Source organism: Enterobacter sp. 725m/11 (assembly GCF_011683705.1).
GTDB lineage: Bacteria > Pseudomonadota > Gammaproteobacteria > Enterobacterales > Enterobacteriaceae > Enterobacter > Enterobacter bugandensis.
On sequence record NZ_JAAQOK010000001.1, the window covers coordinates 1 to 22,535 of the forward strand.

The window sequence follows — 22,535 nt, forward strand, 5'->3', positions numbered from 1 at the left end:
AGATGTGTATAAGAGACAGATTTCATTTAGTGTGATCGAGATCGGGTTAATGACGGCTGAATAAAATGTTGTGGCGATTATTTAATCAGAATGAGTTTATTTTTTTGGCAACTATGATGGCGAATATTATTGCATTCCGTGTTATTAATAGCGGTAATATTCGCAGGGAAGTAGTTACGCAGCGGTGTCAGGTTATGTCAATTTGATGTCGGGGGAATTGACGAAGGAAGCTAATATAAACAGAACATCAACAAATGCACTAATGTTCTGATTAATATATTACGATGTGATCACATATTAAATTTATGTTAATTTTTATGCCGGATTTAATCGAACCCGGCATAAATCTGAACCCTATTTTCGTGTAGCGTACCAGCAGAGCAATGACCCGGCGCAGACCATCAGCGCGCCCTGCCAGAACGAAAAAGAGAGGGGTGAGCTTAGCAGCACGGCTGCAAGCGCGGCGGAGAGCACGGGAGTAAAATAGGATACGGCAGCCAGCACCGTGACGTTACCGTGCAGAATGCCAATATTCCATGCCGCATAGCCAAACCCAAGCGCAATGCCGCACATAACGAGCTTCACGATAACCGGAAAGCTGAACACCATTTCTGGCTGATCGCTAATAGTATATTTCACCCACAGGCTCAGCGCAGTGAGCAAAACAAAGAGGGTAATACCGTTTTGCCCTTTGGCAAATTTGGCGGTTACGGTGCAGTAGGCGGCCCAGATAAATGCTCCGGCAAAAGCAAGCGTATAGCTAAGGGGATTAGAGACGATATTGCGGATTATTTCATCAATGTGTAATCCTTGCTCACCTCCTAATACCCAACACACGCCGAGCAGAGCGATAGCTAAACCGGGGACGACCCACAGCGTTGATTTCTGTCCGTTGAATAAAATAGCAAAGACGATCGTCAGGCTCGGCCAGAGATAATTAACCATACCGACTTCTATGGCCTGCGCTCGCGTGGCGGCATAGCCTAACGACAACGCCAGACAAATTTCGTAACTGACAAACAGTACGCTGCCTGCAATAAGATACCCGGGTGAAAAACGTTTAATATCAGGAAATCCTACCGTTAACAGGCACAATAACCCGCTAAGGGTGTAAATCATCGCCGCGCCGCCGACGGGCCCCAGCCCCTCGCTTACGCTGCGAATCAGGCCCACCATTGTGCTCCATAGCAGTATCGCCGCCAGCCCCGTGAGCGTTGCTCTCTTTCTGTCCATTACGTTTTCATCGCTAATAAAATCAAAGGGAAAATGTATAGCATTAATTCTGACCCTGTCGCGAATTATTCTCTTACGTGTTTAACCCTTAAGGGGTATTCAAACGCGGCAGCGGTGACTATTAAGGGGGCGACGTCAGGCGACCTTGATTTGACGCAAAAAAAACAGGGGCTTTAATGTTAGTTTGCGGCGCGAAGTCTTACCAGATAACGAGGACAACAATGGACGTCAGCCGCAGACAATTTTTCAAAATCTGCGCGGGCGGTATGGCCGGAACCACAGCCGCAATGCTGGGATTTGCTCCCAAAATGGCGCTGGCTCAAGCACGCAACTATAAGCTGCTGCGTGCGAAAGAGATCCGTAACACCTGCACATACTGCTCCGTGGGTTGTGGGCTATTGATGTATAGCCTGGGCGATGGCGCGAAGAACGCCAGAGAAGCGATTTACCATATTGAAGGGGATCCGGATCATCCGGTGAGCCGTGGGGCGCTGTGCCCGAAAGGGGCGGGACTGCTGGACTATGTCCACAGCGAAAACCGCCTCCGCTATCCGGAATATCGCGCGCCGGGCTCCGACAAATGGCAGCGCATCTCCTGGGATGAGGCGTTCTCCCGTATTGCAAAACTGATGAAAGCCGACCGTGACGCCAACTTTATTGAAAAGAACGAGCAGGGCGTAACGGTCAACCGCTGGCTCTCTACCGGGATGCTGTGCGCATCTGCGGCAAGCAATGAAACCGGCATGCTGACGCAAAAATTTGTGCGCTCTCTCGGCATGCTGGCGGTAGACAACCAGGCGCGCGTCTGACACGGACCAACGGTAGCAAGTCTTGCTCCAACATTTGGTCGCGGTGCGATGACCAACCACTGGGTTGATATTAAAAACGCCAACGTCGTGGTGGTGATGGGCGGTAACGCCGCTGAAGCCCATCCGGTGGGATTCCGCTGGGCGATGGAAGCGAAAAACAACAACGATGCGACGCTTATCGTCGTCGATCCACGCTTTACGCGTACGGCATCGGTGGCGGATATCTATGCGCCGATCCGCTCCGGTACGGACATTACGTTCCTCTCCGGGGTTCTGCTGTACCTGATCGAAAACAACAAAATTAACGCGGACTACGTTAAGCATTACACCAATGCGAACCTGCTGGTGCGGGATGATTTTGCCTTCGATGACGGGCTGTTCAGCGGCTATGACGCTGAAAAACGTCAGTACGACAAGACGTCCTGGAACTATCAGTTCGATGAAAACGGCTATGCGATGCGGGATGAAACGCTGACGCATCCGCGCTGCGTGTGGTACCTGCTGAAGCAGCACGTTTCCCGCTATACGCCGGACGTGGTGGAGAACATCTGCGGCACGCCGAAAGCGGACTTCCTGAAGGTGTGCGAGGTGCTGGCCTCCACCAGCGCCGCTGACAGAACCACCACGTTCCTGTATGCGCTGGGCTGGACGCAGCACACCGTGGGCGCGCAGAACATCCGTACCATGGCGATGATCCAGCTGCTGCTCGGCAACATGGGGATGGCCGGTGGCGGCGTGAACGCCCTTCGCGGACACTCTAACATTCAGGGCTTAACCGATCTCGGCCTGCTCTCCACCAGCCTGCCGGGCTACCTGACGCTGCCGTCGGAAAAGCAGGCCAGTCTGCAAGCGTATCTTGAAGCTAATACGCCAAAAGCAACGCTGCCGGACCAGGTGAACTACTGGAGCAACTATCCGAAGTTCTACGTCAGCCTGATGAAATCCTTCTACGGCGACGCGGCGCAGAAGGAGAACGACTGGGGCTTTGAGTGGCTGCCCAAGTGGGACCAGGCTTACGACGTCATTAAGTATTTCAACATGATGGATAAGGGCGACGTCACCGGTTATATCTGCCAGGGCTTTAACCCGGTGGCGTCATTCCCGGATAAAAACAAAGTCGTTCGCAGCCTCAGCAAGCTGAAGTACATGGTGGTTATCGATCCGCTGGTGACCGAGACCTCCACCTTCTGGCAGAACCACGGGGAATCCAACGATGTCGATCCGGCGTCGATTCAGACCGAAGTGTTCCGCCTGCCGTCCACCTGCTTTGCGGAAGAGGACGGCTCTATTGCCAACTCCGGCCGCTGGCTGCAATGGCACTGGAAAGGGCAGGACGCACCGGGCGAAGCGCGTAACGACGGCGAAATCCTGGCCGGCATTTATCATCGTCTGCGCGAAATGTACCGCACCGAAGGCGGCAAAGGCGCTGAGCCGCTGCTGAAGATGAGCTGGCACTACAAGCAGCCGGATCGTCCTGAGTCTGAGGAAGTCGCGAAAGAGAACAACGGCGTGGCGCTGGCGGATCTCTACGACGCCAACGGCAGCCTGGTGGCGAAGAAAGGCCAGCTGCTGAACAGCTTTGCGTTGCTGCGTGACGACGGTACCACGGCATCGTCCTGCTGGATCTACACCGGCAGCTGGACGGAGCAGGGTAACCAGATGGCGAACCGCGATAACGCTGACCCGTCAGGCCTGGGCAACACGCTGGGCTGGGCATGGGCGTGGCCGCTGAACCGTCGCGTGCTGTACAACCGCGCGTCCGCCGACGTGAACGGCAAGCCGTGGGATCCGAAACGGATGCTGATCCAGTGGAACGGGGCGAAGTGGACGGGGAACGACATTCCGGATTACAACACCGCCGCGCCGGGCAGCAACACCGGACCATTCATCATGCAGCCGGAAGGGCTGGGGCGCCTGTTCGCTCTCAACAAGCTGGCAGAAGGGCCGTTCCCGGAACACTACGAGCCGATGGAAACGCCGCTGGGGACCAACCCGCTGCACCCGAACGTGGTCTCAAGCCCGGTGGTGCGCATCTACGAAGAGGACGTGCTGCGCTTAGGCAAAAAGGACAAATTCCCGTACGTGGGGACGACCTACCGCCTGACCGAGCATTTCCACACCTGGACCAAGCACGCGCGGCTTAATGCCATCGCGCAGCCGGAACAGTTTGTGGAGATAAGCGAAACGCTGGCGAAGGCGAAAGGCATTGCCAACGGCGATCGCGTCAAGGTGAGCAGCAAGCGCGGCTTTATTCGCGCCGTGGCGGTGGTGACCCGTCGTTTGCAAAGTCTGAACGTGCACGGCCAGCAGGTGGAAACCGTCGGTATTCCGCTGCACTGGGGCTTTGAAGGGGTGGCGCAGAAAGGCTATATCGCCAACACCCTGACGCCAAACGTCGGCGATTCCAACTCGCAAACGCCGGAGTACAAAGCGTTTCTGGTCAACATCGAGAAAGCGTAAGGAGCGATTGAATGGCGATGGAAACACAAGACATTATTAAACGCTCCGCGACTAACCCGATTACCCCCGCGCCTCGCGCGCGGGACTACAAGGCAGAAGTCGCCAAGCTTATCGACGTCTCCTCCTGCGTGGGCTGTAAGGCCTGCCAGGTGGCCTGCTCAGAGTGGAACGACATCCGCGACGAGGTGGGGCACTGCGTCGGGGTTTACGATAACCCGGCGGATCTGAGCGCCAAATCCTGGACGGTGATGCGCTTTAGCGAAACCGACCAGAACGGCAGGCTGGAGTGGCTGATCCGCAAGGACGGCTGTATGCACTGTGAAGATCCGGGTTGCCTGAAGGCGTGTCCGTCTGCCGGTGCGATAATTCAGTACGCCAACGGGATCGTCGACTTCCAGCAGGATAACTGCATCGGCTGCGGCTACTGCATCGCGGGCTGTCCATTTAATATCCCGCGCCTCAATAAAGAGGATAACCGGGTATACAAATGCACGCTGTGCGTGGACCGCGTCAGCGTCGGGCAGGAGCCTGCGTGCGTGAAGACCTGTCCGACCGGGGCGATCCACTTCGGCACCAAAAAAGAGATGCTCGACGTGGCGCAAGAGCGCGTGGATAAGCTGAAAGCGCGCGGCTACGACAAGGCGGGCATTTACAACCCGCAGGGCGTGGGTGGCACGCACGTGATGTATGTGCTGCATCACAACGACCAGCCGGAGCTGTATCACAACCTGCCGAAAGATCCGGCGATCGATACCTCCATTAACCTGTGGAAAGGGGCGCTTAAACCGCTCTCTGCGGCGGGCTTTATCGCCACCTTTGCGGGGTTGATTTATCACTACATCGGTATCGGCCCGAATAAAGAGGTGGATGACGACGAGGAGGAGCAACATGAGTAAGTCGAAAATGATAGTGCGCACCAAATTTGTCGATCGCGCCTGTCACTGGACGGTGGTCATTTGCTTCTTCCTGGTGGCGGTATCCGGCATTTCGTTCTTTTTCCCGACGCTACAGTGGCTTACGGAAACCTTCGGGACGCCGCAGATGGGGCGCATTCTGCATCCGTTCTTCGGCGTGCTGATTTTCGTGGTGCTGATGTTTATGTTCGTGCGCTTTGTCCATCACAATATTCCGGACAAGCAGGACATTCCGTGGGTGAAAGGGATTGTCGAAGTCCTGAAGGGCAACGAGCATAAAGTCGCGAAGGTGGGAAAATACAATGCCGGACAGAAGATGATGTTCTGGACCATCATGAGCATGATTTTTGTGCTGCTGGTGACCGGCGTGATGATCTGGCGTCCGTATTTTGCACAGTACTTCCCGATCCAGGTGGTGCGTTACGCGCTGCTAATTCACGCGACGTCTGCCATCATCCTGATTCATGCCATCCTGATCCATATGTATATGGCGTTCTGGGTAAAAGGGTCGATCAAAGGGATGATTGAAGGGAAGGTGAGCCGCCGCTGGGCGCAGAAACATCACCCGCGCTGGTATCGTGATGTGGAACGGCTGGAGGCGAAACAGGAAAGTACGGAAGGGATGAAGTAAGACCTGCGCCGTCGGCTCTGCCCGGCGGCGCTGCGCTTGCGCGGGCCTTCATGTGTTAGTCAATAAACGATCAATTGCCGCTATAACGTCATGACGTGCGTTGCGTAAATTACAAACAAAGTCTTTAGGGTTGATTTTATTGTTGTTAATGTTTGTTATCATCGGTGAATAAATCAGAAACGTTTCAAAGTCGATATTTATCCCCGGAGCCAGATGGCTTTGCCATAACGGCAACTTATTATTTCTCGCGAGCGGTACAATTACGCGTGTGGCAAGATCATCATAACAATCATCCTGAATGAGCATATAATAGGGAAGTTTGTCCCGTGTAGCCGCAGATGTATTACGGTAAACATTAAATTGTCTCAGCATTAAAGCACCCTGAAAAACTCATCATCAGTGATGGTTCCGTGTTTCTCCACAAAATCATTCATTGCCCGTATAAATGCACGATCCTCTTCTGATGGCTGCCGCCGCCTGGTTGAGTTTTGTTCTGCATGACACAAGGGCTTACGCGATGTGATGTTCTGGCCCAGCTCTGCTTCTGTGGTATGTTTCATCGTTATCTCCTTTGTTGGTGCGGTCATTATCAACCGCCGCCAACAAAAAACAATACTGTATCCCCTGGTAATCTATATTCTGCGAGCCGCCTTCCAATTATATCAGAATCGCTCCTCTACATACCGGAACGGGTATTTTGTGGGTTTAACTTTGCCGATTTTGCGCTTCGGTAAATCCACCTTGTCGACGTGAATTTCTTTATACGGGATCTGCGAAAGCAGATGCGAAATAATATTCAGACGCACGCGTTTTTTATCTTCAGAACGCGCGACAAACCACGGTGCCCAGGCGGTGTCAGTGGCTTCAAACATGGCGTCGCGCGCGCGGGTGTACTCGTCCCAGAGGTTAAAGGATTTAATATCCATCGGCGACAGCTTCCAGATCTTACGCCCATCGTTAATGCGGTCGCGCAGGCGCCGCTCCTGCTCTTTCGGCGTCACCTCCAGCCAGTACTTCAGCAAGATAATCCCGGCATCAACCATCGCTTTTTCCATAACCGGCGCGCCGTCCAAAAATTTCTCCGCCTGTTCCTCCGTGCAGAACCCCATCACCCGCTCCACGCCCGCGCGGTTGTACCAGCTGCGATCGAAGATCACGATTTCACCCGCCGAGGGCAGGTGAGGCACATAGCGCTGGAAGTAGAGCTGGCTTTTCTCTTTATCCGTTGGGGCAGGAAGCGCAACAACGCGAAACACGCGGGGGCTGACGCGCTCGGTGATCGCTTTAATGGTGCCGCCTTTGCCGGCACCATCGCGTCCTTCAAAAACAATACACACTTTTAACCCTTTGGCGACGACCCACTGCTGGAGCTTAACCAGTTCGACGTGCAGGCGGCGGAGCTCTTTTTCATACTCTTTGGTCTTAAGGGGGGCATTCGATGCGACATCAACAGCGACAGGGGTTTTCTTTTTGCTTCCCATGATTGTCATCCTCAGGTTGTCCAGCGTGGAAAAAGCGAGGCCGCACTATGAAGTGTAATCCACCTGAATTAATGGATTAACGTGTCAGCCAGCTGATTTGAACTGGCTCACCATACAAGATTATTTAATAATGCCCTCGCGATTGATTAACCTGTGGTTGAGGCATGAAAAAGACAATATTTTCGTTGGCGCTTGGCACATTTGGCCTGGGTATGGCTGAATTTGGCATTATGGGGGTGTTAACCGAGCTGGCGCACGACACCGGCATTTCGATTCCCTCCGCCGGGAATATGATCTCGTTTTATGCGTTCGGCGTGGTGATTGGCGCGCCGATTGTGGCGCTGTTCTCCGGCAAGTTCTCGTTAAAAACGACGCTGCTGTTTCTGGTTGCCATGTGCGCAGTCGGAAATGCCCTGTTTACGTTTTCTACGTCGTATTTCTGGCTGGCGCTGGGGCGTTTGATCTCCGGTTTTCCGCACGGGGCCATTTTTGGCGTCGGGGCGATTATCCTCTCTAAAATTGCGCCACCCGGGAAGGTGACGGTCGCGGTGGCCGGGATGATCGCCGGGATGACCGTGGCCAACCTGGTGGGCGTCCCGCTCGGCACCTGGCTGGGGCACGCATTTAACTGGCGCTATACCTTTTTTCTGATTGCTGCGTTCGACGCGCTGGTTATCCTCTCGGTTCTGCTCTGGGTACCGGACATCCATGACAAATCAGAAATCAAATTGTCCGAGCAGTTTCAGTTCCTGAAGAAACCGGAACCCTGGCTGATTTTTGCCGCCACCATGTTTGGTAATGCTGGCGTGTTCGCGTGGTTCAGCTTCGTTAAGCCGTTTATGGTCAACGTTTCTGGCTTTTCCGAAGGGATGATGACGGCCATCATGATGCTGATGGGCCTTGGCATGGTGTTGGGCAATCTGATGAGTGGCAAACTCTCGGGGCGCTTTAGCCCGCTGCGCATTGCGGCCATCACCGATATGGTGATTGTCGCCTCGCTGCTGCTGCTTTTCGCCCTGGGCGAACTGAAAACGGCCTCGCTGGTGATGGGCTTTATCTGCTGTGCCGGGCTGTTTGCGCTCTCTGCACCGCTGCAAATTTTGCTTCTGCAAAATGCGAAGGGCGGTGAGATGCTGGGGGCGGCCGGAGGGCAGATGGCGTTTAATCTCGGCAGCGCGATCGGGGCGTACTTTGGTGGGATGATGATTACCCTCGGCTTTAGCTGGCGCTACGTCACGCTGCCTGCGGCGCTCCTCTCGTTCTCGGCCATGAGCGCGCTGTTGATCTACGGTTACCTGCGGGCCAGACAGGCTCAGGCTAACGCTCGCGCGTTAGCCTGATTGCATTCAGGCAAGCCAGGGCTCACCCAGGGTCAGCATCAGGCGGTTGGCCCAGGCGAAGAACGCAGCGGACTGCACCAGGTCCAGCTGGGCTAAGGTGTCCAGCCCCTCTTTTTCCAGAGCGGCGAGGTGCAGTGGCGTGGCGGCAGGCGGGGTAACCGACAGCGCCGCCGCAAAATTAATTTCCGCCTGCCAGCGCGCAGATTGCCCCTCGCTCAGGGAGCGTCCCGGACGCACGGCCAGCAGGGCCTCTACCGCCGCGTCATCCTTTGACAGCTGGCTGGCTTTGCGCGCATGGACAGAGGCGCAGTAGATGCAGCCGTTAATTTTACTGGTTACCGTTGCGGCCAGCTCGCGCTCGGCGCGCGGCAATCCCCCCGGCGTATAAAAAATTCCTTTATCCGTTAGCGTGCGCTGTTCAAGCACCGGTAGGTTGCGCCCCAGCAGGCGGAAGTAGTCGGAATCGGTATGGCCAAATTTCGCCAGAACGGCAACTTCGTCATCACGGAAGTCTGCCAGCGGTTTGGCGTCGATCCACGGCTCCCAGCCCAGCTCCTGCTGGGTGAACGCGACGGGAGCCGTCTTCCCGGAGACCGTGGTTGCGGTTGTATGCCAGATGCCTGCCGCCACCGGCGCATCGCTTTTGGCGACGGGTTTGTCGTTCAGCAGTCGCAGCCCGGTAATCAGTCGGCTCTGGAAGCTGACAAAGGCGATAAGCTGCGCCAGAGTCACGATGCCTTCCTTGCTCCAACCCGCCTGGATCAGCGCCTTTAACGATGTCGGCGTGGCTTCAACGGGTGAGAAGGTCAGCAGACGCGCGAAATTCAGCGCCGGGGTCAGACGGTCTGAGGTCGGGTCGGCCAGGCCAAACCCCGCATAGTGCGCGGCCAGCGCCTCTGCGTTGTGCCACCTGGCGACTTTTGCCGCGACGGCGAAGCGCTCGTCCAGCGCAAAATCGCTATCCTGCTGGGTAAATAAGATTTCGTAGCTGCCCTGTGCGTGGCGCGTGGCGGCGTCCCGCGTGGTGCGCGCCTCTGCCAGAGGGGAACCGGGTTTAATTTCCGCCAGCTCGGCGAGAATGTCCTGACTTAATGACATAGGTGTCTCCTCAAAGGATGTGGGGGGCAATATGTTCGGCGATCAGTTCGATGGATCGCAGCGTGTCGCGATGGGTAGGCTCAACCGAATGGACCTGGAATGAGATGTCCGTGGCGCGCCGGAGAACGGAATCAGCCTGCAGCGAATGCAGCACCGTCTCTGGCGAGCCGATATGGGCGTCGAACTGGCGACGAAAATCTGTGACAGTGTCACCTTTGACCGCGTGTCCGGCAGCGCGATGCTGCTGGGCCTGCCTGGTAAGACCCGGCGTGGCGACCTTCAGCGCGTAGTCATCGCTGTCGGCGACGAACGCCGTGCGGGAGGCCAGAATACGCGGCGCAATGCCCGCAGGCAGTGCCTCAAGGTAGGCATCCACAATCGGGTTCTGGATCGCGTCGAGCGTCAAATCCAACTGGTCTGCCGGGCGCGGCTGCGTGCGGGAGAGCATCAAACCGTGTCCGGCCCGCGCGGCGCGAACGGCACCGTCGACGGAAAAGGTGGCAATCCAGATCCGTTCAGCCAGCTGTGGCGCTGGCGGGTAAAGGTGATTATCCGGATGGGTGAGCGAATCCCCGCGCCAGGCGCTCTGAATCACATGCAAATGGTCAGCAAAGGCCGCGCCGCGCTGTTCAAACGTCAGTCCGAACGGCAGGAAAGAGGTCGGCGTGCCGCCCGAACCAAAACCGACTTCGAGACGTCCATCGGCGAGTAAATCCAGCACCGCCGCATCTTCCGCCACGCGCAGCGGGTTTTCCATCGGCAGGGTAATGATGGCCGTCCCCAGGCGGATGGTTTCGGTATGCGCCGCAACGTGGGCCAGAAACAGCAGCGGCGACGGCAGGCCGCCTTCACTTTCGTGGAAGTGGTGCTGCGCGATCCAGGCGCTGTCAAAACCGTGGCGTTCGGCGTGGCGGATCTGTTCGGTTGCCAGACGATAGCGCTCCTTTGGCGTGGCGTTGTCAAGCAGGCGGGTGAAAAATCCCAGTCGTTTTCGCGTCATGCGAACTCCTCCGTAGCGGGTGAAAAATGGGGAATGGCGGCAATCAGCTCGCGGGTATAGTCGTTCTGTGGTGACGTGAATAAGGTCTCGACGTCACCGTGTTCGACCACCTGACCGCTGCGCAGCACCGTGACGCTGTGGGCGATCCGGCGGACGGTAGAGAGATCGTGCGTGATAAAGAGGTAGGTCAATCCCAGTTGCTGCTGCAGCTGCTGAAGCAGTGCCAGAATCTGCGCCTGTACGGTGACGTCCAGCGCGGAGGTGGCCTCGTCCAGCACCAGAATAGTCGGCTCCAGGATCAGCGCCCGGGCGATGGCTACGCGCTGGCGCTGCCCGCCTGAAAGCTCCCTTGCGGTGCGGGTCAGGAGTTCAACGGGCAGGGCAACCCGCTGCGCCACGGTCTCCACCCGGAGCTTGCGCTCCGCCTTGCTGAGGCGAGCAAAGTTCTTCAGCGGCTCTTCGATGATGTCAAACAGGGTTTGACGCGGGTCGAGAGAGGCGAACGGGTTCTGGTAGACAAACTGGATCTTCTGGCGCAGCTGGCGGCGGGCCTCGCGGCTGAGGTCGGTTGCATCAATATCATCAATAATGACCTGTCCGCTGTCGGCCTGTTCAAAACCCAGCAAAATACGGGCGAGGGTGGTTTTCCCTGAGCCGGATTCACCGACCAGCGCATGCGTGCTGCCGCGCCTGACGTCAAACGTCACCCGATCCAGCGCCTGAAGGTGATGACCTTTGCCCAGCGAGAACCGTTTGCTGATGGCGCGGGCGCGAATGGCCGGTGACGCCAGCGGAAGGCCAGCTACCGGGGCGATGGTCAGGCGCTGGCCCTGGAGATCGCTCAGTAGCTGACGGGTATAGGCGTGCTGCGGCGTGCGGACAATGTCGGCGGTGTCGCCGTGCTCCTGAACCTCACCGTTGCGAAACACCAGCAGCCTGTCCGCGCGCTGGGCAGCCAGCGCCAGATCGTGGGTGACAAACAGAACCGCAGTACCCGATTCCCGACGCAGGATATCCAGCAGATCGAGAATGCGTTTTTGCACCGTCACGTCCAGCGCGCTGGTGGGCTCATCGGCAACGATCACGTCCGGGCGCAGGGCAATGGCGATGGCAATCAGCACGCGCTGTTTCATCCCGCCGGAGAGCTGATGCGGATACTGCTTCATGCGCTGTTCGGGATGGCTCAGGCCGACCTTTGTCAGCAGGGCGAGCACCTGCTCGTCGCGCTGGAGTGCCGTTACCTTTTGGTGCTGCTGAATAATTTCCCCGACCTGTACGCCGATCGTCTTCACCGGGTTGAGTGAATTACCCGGATCCTGCGGAACCAGGCTGATTCGCGCGCCGCGCAGGGTATCGAGACGCTTCGCTGACCACCGGCTAATCTCCTCGCCGTTGAGCACGATTTTCCCGGCATCGCGTCGGGCGTTATCCGTCAGCAGACCGATGATCGCCTGTGCCGTGGTTGTTTTGCCGGAGCCGGATTCGCCGACAAAGGCCAGCATTTCCCCCCGCCGGAGGGTGAAGCTGACGTTATGCACCACCTCGCGCCACTGGCGCGCGGTACGGTAGCTGATGGTCAGGTTTTCTACCGAGAGTACGGTCATTTCAGGCCTCCGCTGAACTGCTGGCTGATACGGTTGGTGGCAAGCACGACGGCGATGACGACCACGCCGGGGAAGGTGGTTAACCACCAGGCGGTAGAGAGATAGTTACGGCCTTCGGCAATCAATAAGCCCCATTCCGGTACGGGCGGCGGGGTGCCGTAGCCGAGAAAGCTCAGCGTGGAAAGCGCCAGAATGGCCTGACCAAACTGCAGCGTGGCAAAGGCGAGGACGGCGGTTAAGGCGTTGGGCAGGATGTGTCGCCACAGGACCGCCAGGAACGTCCCGCCGCTGCCAAACGCCGCCTCGACATAATCCGTATGGCGGATGCGCACCACTTCACCCCGCGCGAGGCGGGCGAAGCTGGCGATGGAGGCCACGCCGACGGCAATGGCGGCGTTAACGGTGCCAAACCCGAGCAGAATAATGACCGTCAGCGAGAGCAGCAGAGACGGAATGGACAAGAGCACGTCGACAAAACGCATCAGGAAAGATTCGACGCGTCCGGCGAACGCGCCGGCGATCACCCCCAGACCGGTGCCCACCACCAGCCCCATCGTGACGGCAGCGAGCGCTGCGCTCAGGGAGTGGGACGCACCATACACAATGCGGGTGTAAACATCGCGGCCAAGCTGATCGGTGCCGAGCCAGTGGCCCGCCTGCGGTGCCAGACGTTGCGCTCCGGCGATGCCCTCAATCGGGCTGTAGTAGGTTAACAGGCCGGGGGCTACGGCAGCAAAAATCGCGAGAATAATCACCGCCCACGCCAGCCACAGTCCCGGCTGCCACGCGACGCCCTGCCAGCCGGGAACGCGTTTTCGCGCGGCGGCAGCGTAATCGACCAGGCTCATGATGCACCTCCGGTAACGGTTTGCAGACGGGGATCCAGCAGCGGCATCAGCAGGTCCACCAGCAGATTGATCAGGACAAAGCCGAGAGCGGAAATCATGACCACCGCCTGAAGCACGGCGATGTCCTGGTTGTTCACCGCCTGCTGGGTCAGCTGCCCGAGCCCGCTGCGGCCAAATACGGTTTCGGTGATCAGCGCTCCGGCAATCAGTTCGCCCAGCAGCAGCCCGGCAATATTGAGTACCGGCAGCAGCGCGTTGCCGGTGACGTGGCGCCACAGGACGGCGGTTTCACTCAGTCCTTTGGCGCGGGCAACGGCGACAAACGGCTGCGTCGCCACCTGGTCCAGGCTGCGCATCAGAATTTGCGCCAGCGGGGCGGAGATCGGGATCGCGACGGTCACGATCGGCAGGATCAGCCCCTGCAGCGGCGTCGGGTTAATCACCGGGATCAGCCGCAGCTGGAAAGAAAAGAGCTGGATAAGGGCAATCCCCAGCCAGAACGTGGGTAAGGAGATAAACAGGACCGGCAGAGACTGGAGGGTATTACTCAGCCAGCGCAAACCCGGCAGACGCGATGCAAAGGCCAGCGCAAACGCCAGCAGGACCGCGAGTACAAAGGCGGGCAGGGCGAGGCTCAGGGTATCCGGCAGATTGCTGGCAATCAGCTCGCTGACCGGCACCCCTGCCTGTAACGAGTAGCCGAAATCTCCGCGCAGCATCGCCAGCAGCGTGTGGCCGTATTGCTGCCACAGCGGGCTGTCCGCGCCATAGGCCACGCGCATCTCCTCGATTTGCGCCGGGCTTAGGCCCAGGTCCGGGTTCTGAAATTTAATCAGCACCGCGTCGCCAGGCAGCACCTGGAGCAACACGAACGAGAGGGTAAAGGCGGCCCACAGCACCAGCAGCCCGTGCCCAAGACGTTGAAGAAGTGCGTGGCGCATCGTCAGCTCCTCAGTGTTTCTCAATCCACGCGCCGTAGAACGACGGGCGGCCGACCGCTTCAAAATTGACGCCTTTTAGCCACGGCGCACCGGCAAAGACCTGCGGCTCCTCGAAAATCGGAATAACGTAGGCGTTATCCAGCAGGTAGCGCTGGGCATCGCCGGTCAGCTGCAGGCGTTTTTGCGGATCGACCTCTGAGGAGATATTTACCAGCAGCGCATTCAGCTTGTCGTCGCGGAAGCTTTTGACCTTGTCGCTGGAGCCGCCTTTTTGCAGCAGCGCGTCGCGGTTAGCCGGGTAGAACATGCTTTTCACCACGTCCGGATCGGCGCGGCCCACTTCGGAGACGGTTAACGGGGTTTTCTGTGGATCAAGGTTATCCAGCGTGCGGCTGCCAGCGTCACCGGCTTTTACGTTCAGCACTACGCCCACCTGTCGCCACTGCTGGGCAACCAGCTGCAGCACCTCTTTGTTTTGCGGCTGCGGCAGGGATTCATATACCGTCAGCGCCAGCCGCTGGCCGTCTTTGGCGCGGATCCCGTCGCTGCCCGCTTTCCAGCCCGCCTCGTCCAGCAGCTGGTTGGCTTTTGCCGGATCAAAGGTCAATTTGTCGCTGAGATCGACAAAGCCTGCGGCGGAATCGGCAATCACCGACTTCGCCTGCGGATAGTTGGCCGAGAAGAGGGTCTCGACCACCTGCTTTGCATTCGTGGCATGCAGCAGCGCCTGGCGCACGCGAATATCGGAGACCAGCGGGTTATCCGGGCGGAAGCTAATGCTGTCGTTCACCCCGCGCGTTGGAGCGGCGTAGATTTTATAGCCCTGGTCTGTCGCCTGCTTTTCGTCATACGCCTGCACCTGGCGAATAAAGTCGGCCTGACCGGCCAGCAGGGCGCCGACGCGCACGCTGTCCTCCTGGGTGACGATAAACTTGATACCATCCAGATTGGCTGGACCCTGTTGCGCCAGATTTTTGGGTCCCCACTGGTAGTCCTTACGGGCCTCGAGCGTCACTTCGCGGCCGAGCTTCTCGTCCTTCACCACAAACGGGCCGGAGCCGATGATATGCCGGGCGTCTCCCAGCTCTTCAAAGTTGCGCTTCAGCGTGCTGAGCGAGACCAGACCCGACCCAATCGTGGCGGTGCCCTGCAGGAACCCCGGCGACGGTTTTTTGAAGTAAAACTTCACGGTCAGCGGGTCGACCACTTCGCTGCGATCGTAGTTATTGATCACTTCTGACACCGGCAGGCGCTGCGCCTTGTTGCCCAAACCGTAGGTGTCAAAGTTTTTTGCTACGGCGTTGGCGTCCAGTGGCGTGCCGTCGGAGAAAGTGATCCCCGGGCGAATTTTGAAGGTGTATTCGGTTTTATCGGCGTTGGTCGTCCAGCTTTCGGCCACCCACGGTTCGACCTGCAGCGTCTTTGGGTTTTGCCACGTCAGTTTGTCGGTGATCTGGTTCAGAATGCCGCCGTTCGGATAGAAGCCGCCGGCAGGCGGATAGAGGTTGGTGTGCGCCTGTTGCTCCAGATAAATCAGCGTGCCGCCTTTGACCGGCGCATCGGCGGACCAGGCTGCGGTTGTCGTCAGAATCAGCGCCGTCAGCAGCGGCAGACGAAATGGGGTTTGCATGGTGAATTCCTTTGTTATCTTCTTGTTAGCGTCGGATTCATCATCGGGCGCGGGGGAAAACAAGGGAACAAAGGAATTAAGATAAGGATTGCCGGAAACTGAAAATAAAACCGCCCCGTTAGCGGGGCGATGGCGGGGACCTAAACGAATTTCGCCAGCGGGTCGGCGGCGGCAAAGGCGACCGTTTTGTCTGCTAATGGCGGATAGATCAGCTCATTCGTGATGGCGATTTTGATCTTCTTCGCCTCGTCGCGGACGGATTTGACGGCCTGTTCCCAGCCCTCGGTATAGACCGCGCCCCACGCGCCTAAATCCAGGCAGGTAACATAGTTCACCTGACGATAAGGGTAAGGAGTAACGTTCAGCAGGCTGGCGGCAGCGTTATGACCGGCAAATTTCCCTAGCTGGATCGCGTGCTGGCAGGTCATCAGCGCCGTGTTGCCCGCATCGTCTGTTTTGGCGTGAGCCATATCGCCGGTGGCATAGACGTCAGGATGTGCGGGGACCTGCAACGTCTCTGTCACAACCAGGCGGCCCTGGCTATCGCGTTCACCGTCTATCTGCAGGCTGAGAGGATTTGCCTCGACGCCTGCGGTCCAGACGACGGTCGCAGCAGCAATACGTTCACCCTTTTTCAGCGTTACGCCGTGAGCATCAATGGCTTCAACTTCACTCTTCAGCCGCCATTCAACGCCCAGCGCCTCACTCGCCTCTGCAATTGTTTTACGCAATGCGTCGCTATAACGGCAGCCAATGACTGGCCCTCTTTCAACTACGACTATTTTAATCTCCGTATTGTCGCCAAAACGGGCACGCAGTCGGGCAGGTAGCTCCGTTGCCAGCTCGATGCCGGTAAAGCCGCCTCCGCATACTACCACGGTGTTGCGCTCGGGCGTGGAGGGACGTAACGCCAGTGAATCAAGGTGACGCTCAAATACCTGTGCGGATTCCAGCTGGTCGATGTCAAAGGCGTAGTCAGCCAGGCCGGCAATCGGTGGGCGTTTGGTCTGGCTGCCCGTGGCGAGGATCAGCCTATCGTAGGAAGCCGTAGCATGCGCGCCATTGGACATCCGGTATAAAACGGTTTTCGCCGTGGTATCAATTTGTTCCGCGTGTCCGGCAATGAATGTGATATCAAGCTCGGCAAACAGGTCAGTCAACGGGGCAACCAGCGTTGACACCTTCTCCTCATAGAAGCGTGGCCGAACGCGTAGTTCGGGTAAGGGGGCCAGAACCGCAATTTCCAGACTGTTATTACCCTGCTGCTCAGAGAGACGTGCCGCGCTCACGGCTTCCCACATACCCGCAAAACCACTGCCTACGATTAAAATCTGCTTTTTCATATTCGATCCTTTCTCCCGCCAGGCTTCATGCCTGACATAACTGCCACTATACTTGTCGGAGTTAACTCCGACAACTTCTTTCTGAGTTAAAAATCGTTATAATGCTCCGAACACTAATTCGGAGTTAACCATGGCGTTTTACAGTTCCGGTGTGGAATACGGCATTCACAGCCTGATGTGTATGGTGGATGCGAAGGGCAACGAGCGTGAGATGAGCGTCCGGGAGATGGCTGCCTTGCAGGGCGTGCCGTATGACTACCTCGGCAAAATCTTCACACGCCTGTCACGTGCCGGGCTGGTCATCAGTACGGAAGGCAAGGGCGGGGGCTTTAAGCTGGCGCGTCCGGCGGAGCTGATCAGCGTGCTGGATGTGGCGCATGCCATTGACGGCGAGAAAAACATGTTCGAATGTCGTGAAGTGCGCCAGCGGCTGGCCGTGTTTGATGAAGCACCGCCTGCCTGGGTCTGCGACGGCCCGTGCGGAGTACGTTCAGTCATGGATAGCGCGCAGCAGCGGATGGAAGAGGAGCTCGCGCGTCATACTATTCTCGACCTGGCGCGTAAAATGTACCGAAAAGCGCCGGACACCTTCCAGATTGAGGTTCAGGAGTGGATTTCAGTTCGTCGTTCGTCGTAGCAATGAGCCGGGTAAGGCGTAGCCACTACCCGGCAAAAGGTGTTTACGAGCGTAAGTCGATCACCATACGGCCACGGATCTGGCCCTGTTCCATCTCTTTAAAGATGGCGTTGATGTCCTCGATAGGACGCATCGTCACTTTCGGTACTACTTTGCCCTCGGCCGCAAACTGGAAGGCCTCCTGCAGATCCTGACGGGTGCCAACCAGCGAACCTACCACCTGAATACCGTCCAGCACCAGGCGCGGAATGTCCAGGCTCATCGCTTCCGGCGGCAGGCCAACGGCGACCACGCGGCCACCGGCACGCACGGCATCTACCGCCGAGTTGAAGGCCGCTTTTGCGACGGCGGTGACGACTGCGGCATGCGCGCCGCCGGTTTTTTCCTGCACAATCTTAGCGGCATCTTCGCTGCGTGAGTTGATGGTTAAGTCCGCACCCATGCTCGCGGCCAGCTTCAGCTGTTCATCGTTAACGTCCAGAGCGATGACTTTGGCATTAAACACGTTTTTGGCGTACTGCAGCGCAAGGTTGCCCAGCCCGCCCAGACCGTAAATCGCAATCCACTGGCCCGGCTTAATACCCGACACCTTCACCGCTTTGTAGGTGGTCACGCCAGCGCAGGTAATGCTGCTGGCCGCCGCCGAATCCAGACCGTCCGGCACTTTTACCGCGTAATCCGCGGTGACGATGCACTCTTCCGCCATGCCGCCGTCAACGGAGTAACCGGCGTTTTTCACGTCACGGCACAGGGTTTCGTTGCCGGAATTACAGTATTCGCAGTGTCCGCAGCCTTCAAAGAACCAGGCCACGCTTGCGCGGTCGCCAACTTTCAGCGACGTCACGCCAGGGCCGACTTCTTTCACGATACCAATTCCTTCATGGCCCAGGATTACCCCGGTTTTATCGCCAAAATCACCGTTCTTCACGTGGAGGTCGGTATGGCATACACCACAGCACTCCATTTTCAGCAGGGCTTCCCCATGCTTAAGCGGGCGTAAGGTTTTTTCAGTGACATTGACCTGATGATCCTGAGTAACAACAGCAGCCTTCATGTGTATCTCCTTGTTCATGATAAGAATCTGCATAGCAGGTGTAGTACCCCTTAAGGATTAATACATTAGCCTGGTAATGCAAGGCTGCGGCAACATAATGTCATCATTTGATTCGATTTAAGATTAAGAATACGGCGATCCTCTAATAATTAAGGGGGAAAATGCTGGCCCGGCGAGGCGCTCGCCGGGCGCAGATTTACAGCTGGGCTTCAATCTCCTCAATTTCTCTACGCCATTGCGCCTGCAGCTGCGGCTTCTGATGTTTCGGCTTACGCGCCAGATCGTCTTCCAGCAGCGTTTCCAGCGCGATCAGCCGCTCCAGCAGATCGTCGTACGGCGAGGGTTGAACCTCGCCAGCGGTGACGACAGGCGCGGCTGATGTCCCCAGCCCCGCGCTTTCACGCAGCCGCTCAAACACGGCTTCAGCATCGTGCCACTCGCTCAGCCAGCCGTCCTCAATCAGCCAGAAACGGTTACAGCTTTGGCTAATTAACTGGCGATCGTGGCTGACCAGCAGCACGCCGCCTTCGAACTGTTGCAGCGTTTCCGCCAGTGCCTCTTTGCCTTCCATGTCGAGATGGTTGGTGGGCTCATCCAGCATCAGCAGGCTGTAGCGGGCAAGCGTCAGCCCGACGAACAGCAGGCGAGAGCGCTCGCCGCCGCTGAGCGTGCTGACTTTTTGCCCGTGTCTCGCCCACGGGAACCCGGCGCTGATGAGCGCCATCTTCCTGTGCTGCGGATCGGGGGCGAAAGGTTCCAGCGCGTCGAGCAGCGTGGCCTCATCCGGCAGCTGATGCAGCGTCTGGTCGTAGTAGCCCGGCGAGACGCGCGGATGGATTTTCAGCCCGCTGTCCGTCGGTTCATCCACAAAATGTCGCCAGATAAGCTTCATCAGCGACGATTTACCACAGCCGTTACGACCGACAATTGCCACGCGATCGCCGCTTTTCAGCCGCGCCGTTTCGATGTTAAACAGCGGCGGTAGCCCGGGCGCAGGCGGGACGCTTAGGTTTTCCATCTCCAGCAGACGGTCCGCCCGCAGCGCGTCGCCGCGCAGGGTTAGCGTCCATGGACTGCCCGCCGTGAGCGCGGTCTGGCTATCTTTGAGTCGTTCGACCTGTTTTTCCATCTGCTTGGCTTTGCGGGCCAGGTCTTCGTTGTCGTAAACCTTACCCCAGGTCGCCAGCCGCTTTGCGCTGGCGGTCACGCGGTCGATCTCCTTTTGCTCCGCCTTGTGGCGCTGCGCATCGCTTTCATCTTTTGCGTCCAGTGCCTGACGTGCCGCCGTGCAGGGAAGGGCAAAGTAGTGCAGCGTCTTATCACGCAGGATCCAGCTGCCGTTTGTGACGGCATCCAGCAGCTGCCTGTCGTGCGAAACCAGCACGAAGCTGCCTGACCAGTTCTGTAAAAAGTGTTCCAGCCAGAGCATGGTCGGCAAATCGAGGTGGTTGCTGGGTTCATCCAGCAGGAGCAGATCCGGCTCGTGAATCAACGCCCGCGCCAGCAGCAGGCGGGTGTGCTGTCCGCCGCTCAGGGTGGCCGATTGCAGCGTCATATCCTGCGGCGTGAAGCCCATGCTCGCCAGCAGCGTTTCAGCTTTCCAGCGCAGGCTGTCGTGCTCAGCTAAAGGCAGTTGCGCGAGTACGGCATCCAGCATGGTCAGCGGGAAAATGGCGTCCGGGAGATGTTGCTCCACGCGCGCCATCAGGCAGTGTCCGGCCAGCGCTACCGTTCCGGCGGCTGGGATATCTGTTCCGTCCAGCACCTTTAAAAGCGTACTTTTGCCGCAGCCGTTGTCGCCCAGCAGGCCGATGCGGTCGCCTTTTTTCAGCGTAAAGGAGAGTGAGTCGAAGAGCGTGCCAAACGCCGTATCAACGCGTAAAGATTGTGCAGTGAGTAAAGTGCTCATTGTTGCTTACCCAAGAGTTACAGGCATGTTTATGCCTCGTCAAACATCGCTGACGATAACTCAGTAAGCCCGAGAGAAGGGATTTCAGGGGTTGGTGTCTTCGCTCAAGCAGAAGTTATCGCAGCACGATACCGATAACGCTTGAGCTGGTGCGATCACCAAATGTATGTGAAACATTGAAAATTTCACGATACAGCATAATTAGCCTCCTTATATGTTATGAGTTTGTAGGTGACTATCACTATACAACGTTTTCCTGCATATACCAAACAGAGGGGCAGCAGTGCTGCCCAGAATTATTTTTTCCGTATAAGAACATACAGGGCTAGTGTGAGAACTGACGCACTGAATGCGGAAACACCTAAAAAAAGGTACAGAACGAAATCCATGATCAATTCGTCGCCATATATTTTAAAATGCTCCGCAAAAGAGTACTGCACTTCCGGTGGAATAACTTTATATAGTGTGAGTAACGAAAGAAACACTGCCGTACACCATAGCAGTGCCAGTAGTATCACTTTCATTAATAAACCTGCACAACGCCATGAGCAATCATATAGTTTCCCAGTTGCAGCCCTCCCGTTCGTAGCAAGGCTGATGCCAGAACCTTAAAATCGCTCTGACTGTAAAGCGTGATACATCCCTTACTTAATCCAGATGGTCCGATAGGGTGCAATCTGAATTCTCCTCGCCTTATACCGTTCACAAAAGTCTCATCATTTATCAATCCGTCATCGCGATATAAAGCAAACCACTCGCTCCGATTGGAACCCGTGAAAAATGCATTTACACTGTCCTTTGTTTGAGTATACCAACCACCTAATCCACGTAATAGTATGTAATATCGGCCCGGAGGGAGAGGGCCTATGTCGGGTAAAGACGCGCTTTCGGGACGATTTGTTGCATTGCCATTCCCCGAAAATGCTGGGAAAAAACCCACTCCGGGCACAGACAGTGTTGCGTACTTACCGCCGTTGAGGTGGAAATAGCATTGCAGGAGATTCATGAACGGTCATTCCATGAGTCTGCAAAGATGATATTACCGTCGCAATGTTGCCACGTGATTTTCTCATAACGCAGGGAAACATTTTCTAGATGATTATGTTTTTCCATTGCCGAGTTTTTTACGTCATGCATCAAGGGGCATATTGAGACAACTTTTACGTTCTCAAGGTACATGTTGAAGTATTCGACTTCCTGACCCGCGTCGTCGATCTTGTACCACTTAAACTCGGCACTTTTCAGCGTTTGGCCTTTTGCCACGGCCTTGTATAAGTAAGGGCTAGAACTGTCAAACTCCTTTTCAAATACCAGCGCACTATGAACGCGCGTACCCGTTATTTTTCCTGTCATGTTATCTGTTGGCAGATACAGTCCATGACCGAACCCTAATATCTCGATACTTCCCTCGCGATCTTGTACATCAACAGCGCCTTTGATATCTGCGCCGCCGTCATCTTTAAGCCAAAGGTAAGCCGGAATTGCCATTTCAAAACTCCTTTTTCAATTAATGAATTTAGTGATGCGGAACGTTACTAAACCTTTAAAAGAAACTGTTTAATAGGCAAAAAATGTTATGCAAAATATTTATATTTCAATGAGA

At 56.7% G+C, this 22,535-nt stretch carries 20 protein-coding genes; 5 read left to right on the forward strand and 15 right to left on the reverse strand.

Annotation, left to right across the window (positions count from 1 at the left end; genetic code table 11):
* Positions 1-354: 354 nt before the first annotated feature.
* Positions 355-1,233 (reverse strand): aromatic amino acid DMT transporter YddG, encoded by an 879-nt coding sequence (gene yddG, locus HBA26_RS00005; protein ID WP_126345501.1) that lies wholly within the window; start codon positions 1,231-1,233, stop codon positions 355-357.
* Between the two features lie 221 nt (positions 1,234-1,454).
* Between yddG and fdnG the strand changes: the two genes are divergently transcribed.
* The 3 genes from fdnG to fdnI are packed head-to-tail and all read left to right on the forward strand — an operon-like array spanning position 1,455 to position 6,047.
* Positions 1,455-4,502, forward strand: coding sequence for a formate dehydrogenase-N subunit alpha (gene fdnG, locus HBA26_RS00010; protein WP_164558227.1), 3,048 nt, complete (start codon positions 1,455-1,457; stop codon positions 4,500-4,502).
* Positions 4,503-4,513: 11 nt separating this feature from the next.
* Entirely contained in the window at positions 4,514-5,398 is an 885-nt protein-coding gene (gene fdxH, locus HBA26_RS00015; RefSeq protein ID WP_126345503.1) for a formate dehydrogenase subunit beta, read from the forward strand.
* Complete coding sequence (gene fdnI, locus HBA26_RS00020; protein WP_028013252.1) at positions 5,391-6,047, forward strand: formate dehydrogenase-N subunit gamma; 657 nt, start codon at positions 5,391-5,393, stop codon at positions 6,045-6,047. Before fdxH ends, fdnI begins: the two co-directional genes overlap by 8 nt.
* Before the next feature lie 48 nt (positions 6,048-6,095).
* On the opposite strand, the gene HBA26_RS00025 is transcribed toward fdnI, so the two are convergent.
* From HBA26_RS00025 to ppk2, 3 genes are all read right to left on the reverse strand, one after another.
* Positions 6,096-6,419 (reverse strand): CcdB family protein, encoded by a 324-nt coding sequence (locus HBA26_RS00025; RefSeq protein WP_047368614.1) that lies wholly within the window; start codon positions 6,417-6,419, stop codon positions 6,096-6,098.
* A complete protein-coding gene (locus HBA26_RS00030; RefSeq protein ID WP_045260590.1) occupies positions 6,419-6,607 on the reverse strand; it encodes a type II toxin-antitoxin system CcdA family antitoxin in 189 nt (62 codons plus the stop codon). Before HBA26_RS00030 ends, HBA26_RS00025 begins: the two co-directional genes overlap by 1 nt.
* A 102-nt stretch (positions 6,608-6,709) precedes the next feature.
* Entirely contained in the window at positions 6,710-7,528 is an 819-nt protein-coding gene (gene ppk2, locus HBA26_RS00035; RefSeq protein ID WP_088205485.1) for a polyphosphate kinase 2, read from the reverse strand.
* Positions 7,529-7,692: 164 nt separating this feature from the next.
* Between ppk2 and araJ the strand changes: the two genes are divergently transcribed.
* Positions 7,693-8,868 (forward strand): MFS transporter AraJ, encoded by a 1,176-nt coding sequence (gene araJ, locus HBA26_RS00040; RefSeq protein ID WP_126345505.1) that lies wholly within the window; start codon positions 7,693-7,695, stop codon positions 8,866-8,868.
* Positions 8,869-8,874: 6 nt separating this feature from the next.
* On the opposite strand, the gene HBA26_RS00045 is transcribed toward araJ, so the two are convergent.
* The 7 genes from HBA26_RS00045 to HBA26_RS00075 form a co-directional block, all read right to left on the reverse strand.
* Positions 8,875-9,966, reverse strand: a complete 1,092-nt coding sequence (locus HBA26_RS00045) for an alkylhydroperoxidase domain protein (protein WP_126345506.1) — start codon at positions 9,964-9,966, stop codon at positions 8,875-8,877.
* 10 nt (positions 9,967-9,976) lie between these two features.
* A complete protein-coding gene (locus tag HBA26_RS00050; protein ID WP_126345507.1) occupies positions 9,977-10,966 on the reverse strand; it encodes a putative FMN-dependent luciferase-like monooxygenase in 990 nt (329 codons plus the stop codon).
* Complete coding sequence (locus HBA26_RS00055) at positions 10,963-12,570, reverse strand: ABC transporter ATP-binding protein (RefSeq protein ID WP_126345508.1); 1,608 nt, start codon at positions 12,568-12,570, stop codon at positions 10,963-10,965. The genes HBA26_RS00050 and HBA26_RS00055 overlap by 4 nt, the downstream gene beginning before the upstream one ends.
* Positions 12,567-13,418 carry an ABC transporter permease gene (locus tag HBA26_RS00060; protein ID WP_126345509.1) on the reverse strand — a complete coding sequence of 284 codons (852 nt, stop codon included), beginning with the start codon at positions 13,416-13,418 and terminating at the stop codon, positions 12,567-12,569. Before HBA26_RS00060 ends, HBA26_RS00055 begins: the two co-directional genes overlap by 4 nt.
* Complete coding sequence (locus HBA26_RS00065) at positions 13,415-14,359, reverse strand: ABC transporter permease (RefSeq protein ID WP_045260582.1); 945 nt, start codon at positions 14,357-14,359, stop codon at positions 13,415-13,417. The genes HBA26_RS00060 and HBA26_RS00065 overlap by 4 nt, the downstream gene beginning before the upstream one ends.
* 10 nt (positions 14,360-14,369) lie before the next feature.
* Positions 14,370-15,989 (reverse strand): TIGR04028 family ABC transporter substrate-binding protein, encoded by a 1,620-nt coding sequence (locus HBA26_RS00070; RefSeq protein WP_041909862.1) that lies wholly within the window; start codon positions 15,987-15,989, stop codon positions 14,370-14,372.
* 140 nt (positions 15,990-16,129) lie between these two features.
* Positions 16,130-17,332, reverse strand: a complete 1,203-nt coding sequence (locus HBA26_RS00075) for an NAD(P)/FAD-dependent oxidoreductase (RefSeq protein WP_166720721.1) — start codon at positions 17,330-17,332, stop codon at positions 16,130-16,132.
* A gap of 130 nt (positions 17,333-17,462) precedes the next feature.
* Between HBA26_RS00075 and HBA26_RS00080 the strand changes: the two genes are divergently transcribed.
* On the forward strand, positions 17,463-17,969 hold the full coding sequence (locus tag HBA26_RS00080; protein ID WP_028013240.1) for an Rrf2 family transcriptional regulator: 507 nt from the start codon (positions 17,463-17,465) through the stop codon (positions 17,967-17,969).
* A gap of 43 nt (positions 17,970-18,012) precedes the next feature.
* On the opposite strand, the gene adhP is transcribed toward HBA26_RS00080, so the two are convergent.
* From adhP to HBA26_RS00100, 4 genes are all read right to left on the reverse strand, one after another.
* Positions 18,013-19,023 carry an alcohol dehydrogenase AdhP gene (adhP, locus tag HBA26_RS00085; protein WP_063154169.1) on the reverse strand — a complete coding sequence of 337 codons (1,011 nt, stop codon included), beginning with the start codon at positions 19,021-19,023 and terminating at the stop codon, positions 18,013-18,015.
* 196 nt (positions 19,024-19,219) lie between these two features.
* Positions 19,220-20,932, reverse strand: coding sequence for an ABC-F family ATP-binding cassette domain-containing protein (locus HBA26_RS00090; protein WP_126345511.1), 1,713 nt, complete (start codon positions 20,930-20,932; stop codon positions 19,220-19,222).
* A gap of 523 nt (positions 20,933-21,455) precedes the next feature.
* The gene (locus tag HBA26_RS00095) at positions 21,456-21,938 is read right to left on the reverse strand and encodes a DUF2778 domain-containing protein (RefSeq protein ID WP_071993720.1); all 483 of its coding nucleotides are present in this window, start codon (positions 21,936-21,938) and stop codon (positions 21,456-21,458) included.
* Positions 21,935-22,420, reverse strand: coding sequence for an Hcp family type VI secretion system effector (locus HBA26_RS00100; protein WP_041909869.1), 486 nt, complete (start codon positions 22,418-22,420; stop codon positions 21,935-21,937). The genes HBA26_RS00095 and HBA26_RS00100 overlap by 4 nt, the downstream gene beginning before the upstream one ends.
* Positions 22,421-22,535: the final 115 nt, after the last annotated feature.